We start from the raw sequence: 14111 nt of genomic DNA, 5'->3' as shown, positions 1-14111 counted from the left end.
ACGGGATCAACGCGCTGCCGGCCGTCGGCTCAACGCCGCAGCGCCTTCGCCAGATACGGCGCCGTACGGCTCCCCGCGGCGCGCGCCACCTCCGCCGGGGTGCCGGACGCGACGATCCGGCCGCCCCGGTCACCCCCCTCGGGCCCCAGGTCGATGACATGGTCCGCGCCCGCCACCACGGCCATGTCGTGCTCGACGACCACCACCGTGCTCCCGGCGCCGACCAGGGAGTGCAACTGCCGCATCAGCACCTCCACATCGGCCGGATGCAGCCCCGTCGTCGGCTCGTCCAGCAGATACAGCGTGTGCCCGCGCCGGGTGCGCTGGAGCTCCGCCGCCAGCTTGATGCGCTGCGCCTCGCCACCGGAAAGCTCCGTGGCGGGCTGACCGAGCCGCAGATAGCCGAGGCCCACGTCCAGCAGGGTGGTCAGCGCGCGCTCGGCGGCCGGCGTCCCGGCGAAGAAGGACGCCGCCGACTCCACGGTCAGCTCCAGGACCTGAGCGATCGTCAGCCCGTTCAGAGTGACGTCCAGGGTCTGCGGGTTGTACCGCGCGCCGTGGCAGTCCGGACAGGGCGCGTAGGTGCTCGGCAGGAACAGCAGCTCCACCGAGACGAACCCCTCGCCCTGGCAGGTCTCGCACCGCCCGCCGCTCACGTTGAACGAGAACCGCCCCGCCGTGTACCCCCGCTCCCGCGCCGCGTCCGTCCCCGCGAAGAGCTTCCGCACGGCGTCGAACAGACCGGTGTACGTGGCCAGATTGGACCGGGGCGTACGGCCGATGGGCTTCTGGTCGACCTGTACGAGCCGGTCCACTGCCTCCAGACCGGTGGCCGCCGCGCAGTACCGCGCACCCGGCCCGGGCTCCTCGCCCGCCTGCCGGTCCGCCAGCACCCCGGCGAGCACCTGGCCGACCAGGGTCGACTTGCCCGAGCCGGACACCCCGGTCACGGCCGTGAACACCCCGAGCGGGAACGCCGCGTCCACGCCCCGCACATTGTGCCGCTCCACGCCGGAGAGCCGGATCCACCCGGTCGGCACCCGCGGCTCCCGTACCGGCGCGGGCCCCTCCTCGAACAGGAACCGGCGCGTCGCCGACTCCGGCACCCGGGCCAGCTCCTCGGGCGGCCCGCTGTGCAGCACCCGCCCGCCGTGCTCGCCGGCCAGCGGACCCACGTCCACCAGCCAGTCCGCCCGCCGCACCACGTCCATCTGGTGCTCCACCACGAAGACCGAGTTCCCGGCCTCCTTCAGCCGGCCCAGCACCCCGAGCAGCGCCTCGGTGTCCGCCGGGTGCAGCCCGGCCGACGGCTCGTCGAGGACGTAGACGACGCCGAAGAGTCCCGACCGCAACTGTGTTGCCAGCCGCAGCCGTTGCAGCTCCCCCGAGGACAGCGTCGGGGCCGTCCGGTCCAGGCTCAGATAGCCGAGCCCCAGCTCCGTCACCGTCCCGATCCGCGCCAGCAGATCACCTGTCAGCACCCGGGCCGTCTCCTCGCCGCCCGTCCCCGCATCGTCCAGCACCTCGGCCAGTGCGGACAGCGGCAGCCCGGCCAGCTCCGCGATCGTCCGCCCCGCGAAGGTCACCGCCATCGCCTCGGGCCGCAGCCGGCTCCCGCCGCACATCGGGCACGGGGCGCTGGTCAGAAAGCGCTCCGCCTTCGCCCGCAAGGCCCGGCTCTTCGTATCGGCGAAGGTGTGCAACACATAGCGCCGCGCGCTCATGTACGTGCCCTGGTAGGGGCGTTGGATCCGGCCCGCGTCCCGCACCGGATGCACCGTCACCACCGGCTGCTCGTCGGTGAACAGGATCCACTCCCGGTCCTCCGGGGGCAGCTCGCGCCACGGGCGGTCGACGTCGTGGCCCAGCGCGTCCAGCACATCGCGGAGGTTCTTGCCCTGCCACGCCCCGGGCCACGCGGCGATCGCCCCCTCCCGGATCGACAGCGAGGGATCCGGGACGAGCAGCTCCTCGTCCGTCCGGTGGACGCGCCCCAGCCCGTGGCACTCCGGGCACGCCCCGACGGCGGTGTTGGGGGAGAAGGAGTCGGAGTCCAGCCGCTCGGCCCCCGGCGGGTAGTCGCCGGCACGGGAGAAGAGCATGCGCAGCGAGTTGGAGAGCGTCGTCACCGTCCCGACGGACGACCGGGCCCCCGGGGCGGAGCGCCGCTGCTCCAGCGAGACGGCGGGCGGCAGCCCGGTGATCTCCCCGACGGCGGGCGCGCCCACCTGATGGATCAGCCGCCGGGCGTAGGGGGCCACGGACTCGAAGTAGCGGCGCTGGGCCTCCGCGTAGATGGTCCCGAAGGCGAGCGAGGACTTCCCGGACCCCGACACGCCCGTGAACACGGTCAGGGTGTCGCGTGGGATGTCGACCTCGACGTTCTTGAGGTTGTGCTCGCGGGCGCCGCGCACGCGGACGTACGGATCGTGGGGGGAGTGCATGGGGCTCGGCTCCGTACGGGTGGGTTCTGACGCCTGACAGGACAAACAGTCCGATTCTAGGCTTCGACCCCGAGAGCGGGCCCCGGGGACCGGCGGCTATCGGACGTCGAGGGTCCGCACCGGAGCCCGCCCGTCGGCCCGGTCCCGGTCCCGATCCCGGGGTCGCGCGATGCGGGAGAGCCGCCGCAGCGAGTCCACCAGACCCTCCCGGTCGTACGTACTGGTCGTGACGAGCACCTCGTCCGCCCCGGTCTCCTCGATCGCCCGCTCCAGCTGACCGGCCACCTGGGCCTCGGTGCCGTGGACATGGCCGTCGAGCCCCCGCTCGTACAGACTCCGCTCCTTGGCCGTCATGGCGAGGTCCTCGACGTGCTCGGCCGGGGCCAGCGGCGGAAAGTCCCCGCGCGTACGGGAGTACGCCATGGCCCACGCCTCCGGTACGAGCAGCCGGCGGGCCGCCTCCTCGGTGCCGGCCACGGCCACCGTGCCCGCGACGATCACCTCGGGCCGCTCGGCGCGGGCGGAGGGCCGGAAGTCGCGGCGGTAGACCTCGATGGCGCGCAGTACCTTCTCCCGGCCGCGCAGATCCCCGATGACGAGGGGGAGCCCCGCGGCAGCGGCGACCGACGCGCCTTCCCCGATCGCCAGGACGTAGGCGGGTATGCGCAACCCCTCCGCCGGGCGGGCGTGCACCCCGGGGTGGGCCTGCTGGGTGCCGTCGATCCAGCCGAGCAGTTCGGCCAGCCGGCCGGGGAAGTCCTCTGCGTCCTCCTTGCCGTGACCGAGCGCCCGGCGGACGCCGTCGGTGAACCCCACGGAGCGGCCGAGCCCCATGTCGATCCGGCCGGGGAAGAGGGAGGCGAGCACCCCGAACTGCTCGGCGACGACCAGCGGCCGGTGATTGGGCAGCATCACCCCGCCGGTGCCGACCCGGATGATGGAGGTCGCGGCGGCGACGGCGGCGGCCAGCACCGTCGGCGCGGACCCCGCGACCCCCGGCACGCCGTGGTGTTCGGAGACCCAGAAGCGGTGGAAGCCGAGCGCCTCCGCCTCCCGGGCCAGGTCGACGGTGTCGCGCAGCGCCCGGGAGGCGTCGTGCCCCTCACGGGTGCGGGAACGGTCCAGGACGGAGAAGCGGGTCGAGGCGATCACAGAGCTCACGCTCCCTTCAACACCGCCGCTCACCCAGGATTCCCGTGAACGCCGCGGCTCTCGGATCTCCTCGCGGGGGACGACGCCGGGGGCCGACGGGCTTCCTAAGCTGGTGGAGTGGACAACGACGCACGGCCGCTGGCCGTATTCGACCTGGACGGCACGCTCGCGGACACCGCGCACCGGCAGCACTTCCTGGAAGGCCCGAAGCGCGACTGGGCCGGCTTCTTCGCCGCGGCCGTGGAGGACCCGCCGCTCGCGGAGGGCGTACGGATGGTGCTCGCGAGCGCCGAGGAGTGCCGCATCGTCTACCTGACCGGACGCCCCGAGCGGTGCCGTCGTGACACCGTGCAGTGGCTGAGCCGTCAGGGTCTGCCCGAGGGCACGCTGTTCATGCGGCGCAACGACGACCGGCGCCCCGCACGCCGGACGAAGCTGGACATCCTCCGGCAGCTGGGGCGGAAGGGGCAGGTGCGCATGCTCGTGGACGACGACGAGCTGGTCTGCGACGCGGCCCAGGTGGCCGGATTTACCGTGGTGCGCGCCCGCTGGGCCGACCCGTCGGCGGCGCTGAAGGATGCCCAGGAACGCGAGGGGCGTACCTGATCAGGCGCTTTCGTCGAGCCGGAAGCCTACTTTGAGGCCGACTTGGTAGTGAGCGATTCGGCCATCTTCGATATGGCCTCGAACTTGGTTAATCTCGAACCAATCGAGATTGTGCAACGTTTCCGCCGCTCTTGCGACGCCGTTCCGGATCGCCTCGTCGATGCCCTCCTCGGAGGTTCCTACGATCTCGGTGACCCGATAGGTGTGATTCGCCATTGTTTGTCTCCTTTCCTGTGACCACGTTGCCCCAATCCGGGCTCTCCCGCGAGGGGGAGGACGGGGCGAATCGGGACGGGTGTCCGCCTTGACCTTCTGAAAGGTCCATACCAAAATTCAGCCAACCACCCGTGCGAGCGCCGCCCGCAATCCCCCCACACCGGGTCCCGATTTCGTTTGTGCCGTTTCGCAGAAGGTGACCACCACGTGAAGAACCGCATCTTGGCCGGAGCCATCGCGCTTGTCTCGTCCGTCGCACTCGGTGGATGCGGCTTCATACCCGGCTCGGGCAGCGGTGACCGCACGGTGACGGTCTGGCTGATGAAGGACAGCGTCTCGCCCGGCTTCCTGGACAAGTTCACGCGCTCGTACGAGGAGGAGAACCCCTCGATCGAGCTGGACTTCAAGATCCAGGAGTGGAGCGGCATCGGACCCAAGGTTCTTTCCGCGCTGGAGGGCGACGCCCCGGACGTGATCGAGGTCGGGAACACGCAGGTCGCGCAGTACGCGGAGAGCGGCGGCCTGCGCGATCTGACCCTCGAATCGATGCGCGACCTGGGCAGCGAGGACTGGCTGCCCGGCCTGGCCCAGCCCGGCAGCATCAACGGCGTGCAGTACGGCATCCCCTGGTACGCGGCCAACCGGGTGGTCATCTACAACAAGGAGATCTTCGAGGAGGCGGGCATCGACTCCGTCCCCAAGACGCGCGACGAGTGGGTCGCCGCCACCGAGAAGCTCAACAGAGCGGGCAACCAGGGCATCTACCTGGCCGGTCAGAACTGGTACGTGCTCGCCGGTTTCATCTGGGACGAGGGCGGAGAGCTCGCCGACGAGAACGGCGGCGACTGGCAGGGCGCCCTGGACTCTCCGGAGGCCCTGGCGGGCATGGAGTTCTACCAGGAACTGCAGGCGCTCGGCGACGGACCCACGGACGCCGACGAGGAGAAGCCCCCGCAGACCGACGTCTTCGCGAAGGGCGACGTCGCGCAGATCATCTCGACTCCCGGCAGTGCCGCGCTCATCGAGCAGAAGAACCCCGAACTCAAGGGGAAGCTCGGCTACTTCCCCATTCCCGGCAAGTCCTCGAAAGCCCCCGGCTCGGTATTCACCGGCGGTTCCGACCTCATCGTCCCGAAGAAGGCCGACGAACGCACCGCCGGCATCGCCGTCGTCAAGGCCTTGGCGAGCGAGAAGTGGCAGACGGAGCTCGCCCGGGGCATGAGCTACGTCCCCAACAAGCCGAGCCTCGCCCATGTCATCGAGGGCGACGAGGGCACCGCCGCGATGGCCGAAGGCGCCACCCGCGGCCGCGCCACCCCCAACTCGCCCCAGTGGGCCAGGGTCGAGGCGGAGAACCCGATCAAGCCCTACATGACGGCCGTGCTCGAGGGCGGCGACCCGGCCCGCGAGGCCAAGGCCGCCTCCGAGCGCATCACCGCGCTGCTCGCCGGCAGCGGCTGACTCCATCCGGACGGAGTCCACGGGACAGGGAGTCCACGCGGGACGGAGTCCAGGCGGCACGGAGTCCACGGGACAGGGAGTCCACGCGGGACGGAGTCCAGGCGGCACGGAGTCCACGGGACAGGGAGTCCACGCGGGACGGAGTCCAGGCGGCACGGAGTCCACGGGACAAGGAGTCCACGCGGGACGGAGTCCAGGCGGCACGGAGCCCACCGGACAAGGAGTCCACGCGGCACGGTGCCCCCGGCGAACCGTGTCCCTGGGATTCAGCCGTCGCACATCCCCGCTCTCCACAGCGGTCACGTCGAATCCAGCCGGTGACGGAAGAAGTAAGGGGCCGGGCCGTCGCACCCCGCGACAGCCCGGCAGCGCCCCTCACTCTTCCGTCCCCGGAGACCGCCATGACCGTGCTGCCCGTCGCCCCGCTCCCCGCCTCAGCCCCCGTCCCCGGCCTCGCCGGCATCCCGGCGCCGGCCTACCGGGTCTCCCTCGCCGACTGCCAGGAAGACATACGAGCCGCCCAGCGCCTGCGCCACCTCGTGTTCGCCGGGGAGCTCGGAGCCCGGCTGGAAGGGCCCGAACCCGGCCTGGACAGCGACGCCTTCGACGCGTACTGCGACCACCTCCTGGTCCGCGAGACCGCCACCGGGGAGGTCGTCGCCACCTACCGGCTGCTGCCGCCGGACCGGGCCCGGATCGCCGGACGCCTCTACGCGGAAAGCGAGTTCGACCTCACCCGGCTCGCCCCGATCCGCGACGACCTCGTCGAGGTCGGCCGCTCCTGTGTCCACCCCGCACACCGCGACGGCGCGGTCATCGCCCTCGTCTGGGCCGGACTCGCCCGCTACATGCAGCGCACCGGCCACACCTGGATCGCGGGCTGCTGCTCCCTGCCGCTGACCGACGGCGGCGCCCTGGCCGCCCGCAGCTGGAACACCGTTCGTGCGGGCCACCTGGCGCCGGAGAAGTACTGGGTCACCCCGCACCGCCTCTGGGACTCCTCCGCGCACGGCCCGGAGACCGGCTCCCGGGCGGACCTCCCGCCCCTGCTGCGCGGCTACCTCCGGCTCGGCGCCCAGATCTGCGGCGCCCCGGCGTACGACCCCGACTTCAACGTCGCCGACCTGTACGTCCTGCTCTCGCTGCGCCGCACCGACCCGCGCTACCTGCGCCACTTCCTCTCCCTGGCCCCGTTGCGATGAGCCCCTGGCTGCCCGTCGCCCCCTGCACCCCGGACGGCTGCGCCCGGCACGCCGGAGCCGTACGCGCTCCCCTGCCCGCCGCCCTCCTGCTGCTGGCCGGCTGCGCACTGGTCCTGCTGGGGGTGGCCTGCGTCCCGCTGGTACGGCTGCTCGGGCCCGCCCCGCGGCGTCGCCTGACACGACGCTGGGCGCGCGCCGTCCCCCGGGCCTTCGGCGTACACGTCTCCGTGCGGCGGCACGCTCCGGGAACCGCCGCGGGCGGCGAACTCGTCGTCGCCAACCACATCTCCTGGCTCGACATCCCGCTGATCGCCTCCGTACTGCCCGGCCGAATGGTCGCCAAGAGCGAGATCCGGCGCTGGCCCCTGCTCGGCCCCCTGGCCGCGCTCGGCGGCACCCTGTTCATCGAGCGCGACCGGCTGCGCGCCCTGCCCGCCGCCGTACGGGCCGTCGCCGCGGCCCTGCGTTCCGGCTCCCGGGTCGTGGTCTTCCCCGAGGGCAGCACCTGGTGCGGACGGGACGGCGGCACTTTCCGGCCCGCCGTCTTCCAGGCGGCGATCGACGCCGGTGCGACGGTCCGGCCGGTCCGCATCGCCTACCGCACCGCGGAGCACCGCTTGGGACCGGCCGCGGGCGCCGTCGCGTTCGTCGGGGCCGACCCGCTCGCCGCCTCCCTGTGGCGGGTGGTGCGGGCGGCCGGACTCACCGCCAGGATCGATGTCCTCGCGCCGATCCCCGTGGACGGCGAGGACGGCCGCCGCGCCCTGGCCCGCAGAGCGCGAGCGGCCGTCCTCGAACCCGAAGGCCCTCTCCGGTCCCGTCAGACCGCCGTGGCCAGCGACAGGGCGAACCGGCCCGCCGAGTCCGTCCACCACTGAGTCAGCCGCATACCGGCGGCGGCCAGCTCCGCACGGACGTCATCCTGCCGGAACTTCGCCGACACCTCCGTACGCAGCTCCTCACCGGCCTCGAACGGCACCACGAGGTCCAGCTCCCGGATCTTGACGCTCAGCGCCCGGCGGGCCCGCAGCCGCATCTCGATCCAGCGGTCCCGCGGATTCCACACCGCGAGGTGATCGAAGTCGTCGAGCGGGAAATCGGCCCCCAGCTCACGGTTGACGACGTTGAGGACGTTCTTGTTGAAGGCCGCCGTCACCCCGGCCGCGTCGTCGTACGCGGCCACCAGCGTCTCCTCGTCCTTCACCAGGTCCGTGCCGAGGAGCAGCGCGTCACCGGGCGAGAGCAGCGAGCGTACCGACCGGAGGAACGTCGCCCGCTCCTCCGGCAGCAGATTGCCGATCGTGCCCCCCAGGAACACCACCAGCCGGGGCCCGGGCGTCCCCGGCAGGGCCAGGCCCCGGGTGAAGTCCGCGATCAGCGCGTGGACGGACAGCCCCGGGTGCTCGGCCAGCAGCGACTCGGCCGCCCCCGTCAACGCGCTCTCGCTCACGTCCACGGGGACGTAACTGTGCAACCCGGGGAGCACGTCCAGCAGGTGACGGGTCTTGTCGGACGAGCCCGAGCCCAGCTCGATCACCGTCCGGGCGCCCGACGCCGCGGCGATCTCCTCGGCACGCGTCCGAAGGATCTCCCGCTCCGCGCGGGTCGGGTAGTACTCCGGCAGCCGGGTGATCTCCTCGAACAGCTCGCTGCCGCGGGCGTCGTAGAACCACTTCGGCGGCAGGGTCTTGGGATGTCGGGTCAGGCCGCTGAGGACGTCGGCGCGCAGCGCCGCGTCCGTCGCGTCCACCGGCAGGGTGCGGGTCAGCAGGAAGGGACTCACGCGGTGGGCTCCTTGAGCGGGGTGAGCAGGACATCCGTGGAGGTCGCGACCAGCAGCGTGTGGTCGGGGACCTCGCGCCAGAGCGGGTCGTCGTCGTAAGGCTCCGAGGCGACCGCGGTGCGGTGGCCCGGTGTCGTGAGGTACCAGAGGGTGTCGCCCCAGGCGGTCGCTGTGATCGTCTCCCCGTCGGTGAGGAGCAGATTCAGCCGGGAGCCTGGCGCGGCGGCCGCGACCTCCCGCACGGTCTCCGCGACGGCGCGCGGCATATCGTCCCCGGCGTCGGTCCGGTGGCGGATCAGCGCCCAGATCAGCGCCGAGTCGTTACGGGCGGCCAGTGACAGGAGCCGCTCGGCGGGCAGGGCGGCGGCGGCGTCGGCGAGTGAGCCGGGCCACCCCCGAACCATTCCGTTGTGGCTGAACAACTGCCGCCCGGCGGTGTACGGCGCGGCCGCGGCCTCCCCGTCCGCGCCCGCCTCGGTGGCATCCCGTACGGCGGCGAGCAGCGCCGTGCTGTGGACCACCCGGGCCAGATCGGTGAAGGTCTCGTCGCCCCATATCGGTCCCTGACGGCGGTAGCGTCCGGGCACCGGGTCCCCGTCCGTGTACCAACCGACGCCGAAACCATCCGCGTTCACCGTGCCGAAACGCTGCCGGCGCGGCGCCCAGGACTGCCGCACCAAGCCGTGCGGGGGCCGCAGCAGAATGTCGCCGAGCGCCACCGGCTCGCCCACATAGGCGATATGACGGCACATCAGACATCCCTCGCGGTGCGGAATCCGGAGAAGATCTGCCGCCGCACCGGAAGGTCCCAGTTGCGGAAGGTGCCCCGGCAGGCGACCTCGCCCACGGCGAAGGACCCGCCGCGCAGCACCTTGTGCCCCGGCCCGAAGAACACCTCCGAGTACTCGCGGTAGGGAAACGCCACGAACCCCGGATAGGGCAGGAAGTCGCTGGAGGTCCACTCCCACACGTCGCCGATCAACTGCCCGACCCCGGCGGGCGAACGTCCCGCCGGATACGCGCCCGACCGTGCCGGACGCAGGTGGCGCTGTCCAAGATTGGCCCGCTCCGGCGTCGGGTCCTCGTCGCCCCACGGGTAGCGCCGGGAGCGGCCGGAGGCAGGATCGTGGCGGGCGGCCTTCTCCCACTCGCTCTCCGTGGGCAGCCGCCGCCCCGCCCAGCGGGCGTACGCGTCCGCCTCGTACCAGCTGACGTGCAGCACCGGCTCGTCCTCCGGTACCGGCTCGGTCACCCCGAACCGGCGGCGCAGCCACACTCCCGCCTCCCGCCGCCAGAACAGCGGTGCGGTCAGGTCGTGTTCACGGACCATGGCCCAGCCCTCGGGCGCCCACCAGCGGCTCTCCCCGTACCCGCCGTCCTCCATGAAACGGAGGTAGGCGCCGCAGGTGACCGGCGAGGCGTCCAGACGGAACGCCGGCACCTCGCACCGGTGCGCGGGCCGCTCGTTGTCCAGGGCCCACGGCTCGGCGGAGGTCCCCATCGTGAACGGGCCCCCGGGAATCAGGACGTCGTCCCCGAGCGCCTCGGCACCGACGGGCGGGGGCGGCGCGGGCGCGGTGAGCGCCGCGGGACCCGCGCGCAGCTGATGGGTGATCAACATCGTCTCGTCGTGCTGCTGTTCGTGCTGGGCGATCATGCCGAAGGCGAACCCGGCCCGCTCCAACGGGCGCCCGCCCTCGTGCAGCGGTGCGCCCTCCAGCAGGTCCAGTGCCCGCCCCCGTACGTCGGAGGCGTACGTCCTGGCCTCGGCCGGTGCCAGCAGCGGCAGCGAGGGGCGCGAGGCGCGCGAGTGCTCGAAGGCGTTGTACAGCCCGTCGATCTCCGGGCGCAGCGCCTCCCGACCGCCGACCGCGCGCAGCAGCCACTGCTCTTCCTGGTTGCCGATGTGCGCCAGGTCCCAGACCAGCGGCGACATCAACGGGGAGTGCTGTGCGGTCAGTTCGCGGTCGTCCACGCTGTCGGTGAGCAGCGCGGTGCGCTCGCGCGCGGACAGCAGCGCGTCGAGGGCACCTCGCCGCAGCGACTCCGGATCGACGCCGGGTGCGACGGTGAAGCCGGTCGACGCGGTGGCGCCGGCCGGATCGAAGGCGTCGGAATGCTCACGGTGCCGGGTGTCTTCACGGTGCTCGGTCATGCGGAGGCCGCCTTTCCGGGACGCGGCGGGGTGCGATCGTTCGGCAGGCTCGAACCGCTCGGCAGGCTCGGGCCGCTCAGCAGGCTCTGATCGGCCGACAGGCTCCGAGCGGTCAGGTCGCCGGGCTCGGGCAGGTCGTCGGCCGGACATCGGCCGCGGGCGACATAGCGGTCGGTGAAGGCGGCCACGGTGTCGCGCACCGCCCCGCTCGCTCCCATCCGCTCCAGCGCCGGGAGCGCCGCCCCGAAACAGGCGATTGCCGCGGCCCGCAGCTCCGGGTCGGCGAGCCCCTCGCGGGCGGCCGCCGTCCAGAGCGGATTGCGTGGTGCGGCCGGTGCGCCCGACGTCTCGGCCAGCGGCTTCACGGTGCGGTACACGGTCTCGGCGGCCTCCGGGTCGTCGAACAGGGCCGTGGCGACGGCGAGCGGCACCAGCCACCCGTCGGGCCCGCTCTGCGCGTCGATCATGCGGAGTTCGAGGTGACCGCGCGGCCGGACGGGCGGGAACAGCGTGGTGAGGTGGTAGTCGAGATCGGCCCGCACCGGCGGCCGGGGCGACCCGGTACGGATCCACTCGCGGAAGGTCAGCCCTTCCGGCACCTCCCAAGGGCCCTCCTCGCACCGGATGCACAGCACGGTCGTGTCCAGCACGTGCGCGGCCCAGGCCTCGCGCGGGGGTCGCCCGGAACCCGGCGCGAGGGTCCGGCCCGGATCCAGATCGGCCCACAGCGACTGCCGGGTCGAGCGCCAGCCGGTCCGGCGGCCCTGCTGGAACGGCGAATTCGCGAACGCGGCCACCAGCACCGCGCCCAGCAGGTGCGCGAGCTGCCAGCGACGCCCGTAACCGAGCGGCCCCGGCTCCTCCTCGCCCGCGTCCAGGCAGACCTGGACCGACGCGGAGGTGCACATCATCGCCCGCCCCGCCGGCCCCGTACGGTCCAGCGCGGCCTCCATCGCCTCGTAGCGGGGCTCCCGCAGCCTGCGGCGCGGCGCCTGCCACGGGTCGACGCCGAGCCCGACCGGTGCGAGCCCCGCCGCGCCGAGCGTGGCGCGGACCGCCGCCAGATCGGCCGCGGTGGTGTCGACGCACTCCATGAGGGAGCCGGCGGGCTGCGAGCTGAGCTCCAACTGCCCACCCGGCTCGAACGTCAGCGCCGCGCTCAGCGGCAGTGCGCGGACCGCCTCGACGGCGCTGTCCAGCCGTTCCTGGCCGACCGGGAGGTCAGGGCGTTCCCGGTCGTGGATGAGCCATTCGAGTTCCACCCCGACGGTCCGAGGCGGACCCGTCTTGAAACATATGCCGCGCAGTAAATCCTCTGCCCCGCTCTCGTCGAGGGGGGCGGCGTCCGGGCACGTGCCGGTTGCGCCGGGAATATCCAAGCCCATGGGGCCTCCTTCTCAGCCGCGTACCTACCAGCCAAACCCGTACCCGGAGATCGCACAAGGGTGCCCCCGAGCCAGAAGAATCCGTTTGCGCCCAGGCCGGGTTCCCCGTCAGCATGCCCCGTATGCACCACACGGGGGAGCGCCGGTGAGCGCGCGGCTGCGCGGAATCGCGCGCGGGACGGAAGCGGTCGTCGAGGCCGGGACCTATCGCAACGCGGCAGGTCAGGACGTGTCCATCGCCCGGGCCGTGGCCGCCGCGCTGTCCGGTACCAGGCTCTACGGCCCGGACCCGGTGCCCGTCGCGGCCCTGGACTCCGACCGCACCCCCCGCTTCGAGGTCACCGGCGAGAGCAGCCTCGTCGCGGCCCGCAGGATGACCGGCGAGGCGCCCGGCCGGGTCGCCGTCCTCAGCTACGCCTCGGCCCGCAACCCCGGCGGGGGCTACCTCAACGGCGCGCAGGCCCAGGAGGAGGCCCTGTGCCGTGGCTCGGCCCTCCACGCGACCCTCCTGCGCGCCCCCGAGTACTACGCGCACCACCGCGCCGAACGCAGCGCCTTCTACACCGACCGGGTGATCCACTCGCCCGGGGTCCCGGTCTTCCGCGACGACCGCGGCGCCTTCCTGGACGCCCCGTACACCGTAGGTTTCCTCACCTCGCCCGCGCCCAACGCCGGGGTGATCCAGCGGCAGACCCCCCAGGAGGCCCACCGCGTCCCGGCGGCGCTGGCCTCCCGCGCCGAACGGGTGCTGGAGGTCGCGGCGGTACGGGGTTATCGCAGACTGGTCCTGGGGGCTTGGGGCTGCGGGGTCTTCCAGAACGATCCGGCGCAGGTGGCAAAGGCGTTCCGGGCGCTGCTCGGCGAGGGCGGCCGGTTCGGCGGCCACTTCGAGCAGATCGTCTTCGGCATCCTGGACCGGGACCCCGAATCCGCCGTCCGGGCCGCCTTCGCCCGGACCTTCGCCTGACCCGGGGATCGCCGTCCGGGCCGTGCGCCGGGGACCGCCGTCCGGGCCGTGCCCGGCGGGCCTCACCACCGCCCCCGCCCACTGCCGCACCGCCTCCCGCCGCGTCGGAGCCTCCCGCCGCCTCGCCCCCGCCCCCGCCGCGTCGCCGCTCAGCTCCAGCCGTACCGCTCGCGCAGCCGCCCGGCGACCCGGTCGAAGCGCTCCCGGTCCAGGGCGCACGCCTCCCGGCGCATCCCGTCCTCGTGGACCCGCAGCACTCGCTCGAGGCCCGCCCAGGAAGGCCGCCCCGAGCTGTCCCAGGGGCCCGCGCCCAGCGCCACCCACTCGTGTTCCCGCTCGTGCTGCTTGCTGGAGAGCTGGACGGCGAGCAGCGTGCCCGCCTCCTCGCGGGCCACGACGAGCACCGGCCGGTCCTTCCCCCGCCCGTCGTTCTCCTCGAAAGGCACCCAGGTCCAGACGATCTCACCTGGGTCGGGATCGCCGTCGCGATCGGGGGCGTAGGAGGTGCGCACGGGGCCCACGTCATCGGCGTCGGCCTGCGTCGTGGCGGTCGGCCCGCTGCTGCCGGGCACGTCAAAGGGGTTGTCGGAACGGTACGCGCTGTCGTGGAACATCATCGCAACACCGTAGAACCTCCACCGCCCGATCCCGGGAGCGGGGCGTCGGACCGGGACCGCGGGGCGGCGTTCCGGCCACCGTGACCGAAGCTGCGGGCCCCGGACCGAAACCCGCTCCCGCGG

At 73.0% G+C, this 14111-nt stretch carries 13 protein-coding genes; 5 read left to right on the top strand and 8 right to left on the bottom strand.

All coding sequences use genetic code 11. The features are described 5' to 3' along the window. Window positions 1–29 precede the first annotated feature (29 nt). On the bottom strand, window positions 30–2444 hold the full coding sequence (uvrA, locus tag AC3CH1_RS02530) for an excinuclease ABC subunit UvrA (protein ID WP_488461330.1): 2415 nt from the start codon (window positions 2442–2444) through the stop codon (window positions 30–32). Between the two features lie 96 nt (window positions 2445–2540). Then, the gene (locus tag AC3CH1_RS02525) at window positions 2541–3605 is read right to left on the bottom strand and encodes an MsnO8 family LLM class oxidoreductase (RefSeq protein WP_488461329.1); all 1065 of its coding nucleotides are present in this window, start codon (window positions 3603–3605) and stop codon (window positions 2541–2543) included. Window positions 3606–3713: 108 nt separating this feature from the next. On the opposite strand from AC3CH1_RS02525, the gene AC3CH1_RS02520 reads away from it, so the two are divergent. Further along, a complete protein-coding gene (locus AC3CH1_RS02520; protein ID WP_488461328.1) occupies window positions 3714–4202 on the top strand; it encodes a phosphatase domain-containing protein in 489 nt (162 codons plus the stop codon). On the opposite strand, the gene AC3CH1_RS02515 is transcribed toward AC3CH1_RS02520, so the two are convergent. Continuing rightward, window positions 4203–4418, bottom strand: coding sequence for a dodecin (locus tag AC3CH1_RS02515; RefSeq protein WP_018955713.1), 216 nt, complete (start codon window positions 4416–4418; stop codon window positions 4203–4205). Window positions 4419–4625: 207 nt separating this feature from the next. On the opposite strand from AC3CH1_RS02515, the gene AC3CH1_RS02510 reads away from it, so the two are divergent. From AC3CH1_RS02510 to AC3CH1_RS02500, 3 genes are all read left to right on the top strand, one after another. After that, a complete protein-coding gene (locus tag AC3CH1_RS02510) occupies window positions 4626–5879 on the top strand; it encodes an extracellular solute-binding protein (RefSeq protein WP_488461327.1) in 1254 nt (417 codons plus the stop codon). Between the two features lie 401 nt (window positions 5880–6280). Further along, the gene (locus AC3CH1_RS02505; protein WP_488461326.1) at window positions 6281–7081 is read left to right on the top strand and encodes a GNAT family N-acetyltransferase; all 801 of its coding nucleotides are present in this window, start codon (window positions 6281–6283) and stop codon (window positions 7079–7081) included. Continuing rightward, window positions 7078–7959, top strand: coding sequence for a lysophospholipid acyltransferase family protein (locus AC3CH1_RS02500; protein ID WP_488461325.1), 882 nt, complete (start codon window positions 7078–7080; stop codon window positions 7957–7959). Before AC3CH1_RS02505 ends, AC3CH1_RS02500 begins: the two co-directional genes overlap by 4 nt. On the opposite strand, the gene egtD is transcribed toward AC3CH1_RS02500, so the two are convergent. From egtD to egtA, 4 genes are read right to left on the bottom strand one after another with little or no spacing between them, the layout of a single operon-like run. Then, complete coding sequence (gene egtD, locus AC3CH1_RS02495) at window positions 7902–8864, bottom strand: L-histidine N(alpha)-methyltransferase (RefSeq protein WP_488461324.1); 963 nt, start codon at window positions 8862–8864, stop codon at window positions 7902–7904. The two genes, AC3CH1_RS02500 and egtD, sit on opposite strands and share 58 nt — an antisense overlap. Beyond that, a complete protein-coding gene (gene egtC / locus AC3CH1_RS02490) occupies window positions 8861–9616 on the bottom strand; it encodes an ergothioneine biosynthesis protein EgtC (RefSeq protein WP_488461323.1) in 756 nt (251 codons plus the stop codon). The genes egtD and egtC overlap by 4 nt, the downstream gene beginning before the upstream one ends. After that, window positions 9616–11019: an ergothioneine biosynthesis protein EgtB gene (gene egtB, locus AC3CH1_RS02485; protein WP_488461322.1), complete on the bottom strand. Its 1404-nt coding sequence runs from the start codon at window positions 11017–11019 to the stop codon at window positions 9616–9618. Before egtB ends, egtC begins: the two co-directional genes overlap by 1 nt. After that, window positions 11016–12404 (bottom strand): ergothioneine biosynthesis glutamate--cysteine ligase EgtA, encoded by a 1389-nt coding sequence (gene egtA / locus AC3CH1_RS02480; protein WP_488461321.1) that lies wholly within the window; start codon window positions 12402–12404, stop codon window positions 11016–11018. The genes egtB and egtA overlap by 4 nt, the downstream gene beginning before the upstream one ends. Window positions 12405–12549: 145 nt before the next feature. Between egtA and AC3CH1_RS02475 the strand changes: the two genes are divergently transcribed. Next, a complete protein-coding gene (locus AC3CH1_RS02475) occupies window positions 12550–13371 on the top strand; it encodes a TIGR02452 family protein (protein WP_488461320.1) in 822 nt (273 codons plus the stop codon). A gap of 149 nt (window positions 13372–13520) precedes the next feature. On the opposite strand, the gene AC3CH1_RS02470 is transcribed toward AC3CH1_RS02475, so the two are convergent. Next, window positions 13521–13988 carry a type II toxin-antitoxin system PemK/MazF family toxin gene (locus AC3CH1_RS02470; protein ID WP_488461319.1) on the bottom strand — a complete coding sequence of 156 codons (468 nt, stop codon included), beginning with the start codon at window positions 13986–13988 and terminating at the stop codon, window positions 13521–13523. Window positions 13989–14111: the final 123 nt, after the last annotated feature.

Source organism: Streptomyces sp. MGP-P1 (assembly GCF_057766565.1).
The sequence above is the reverse complement of the archived record's forward strand: the minus strand, read 5'-3'. Positions and strand labels throughout refer to the sequence as shown.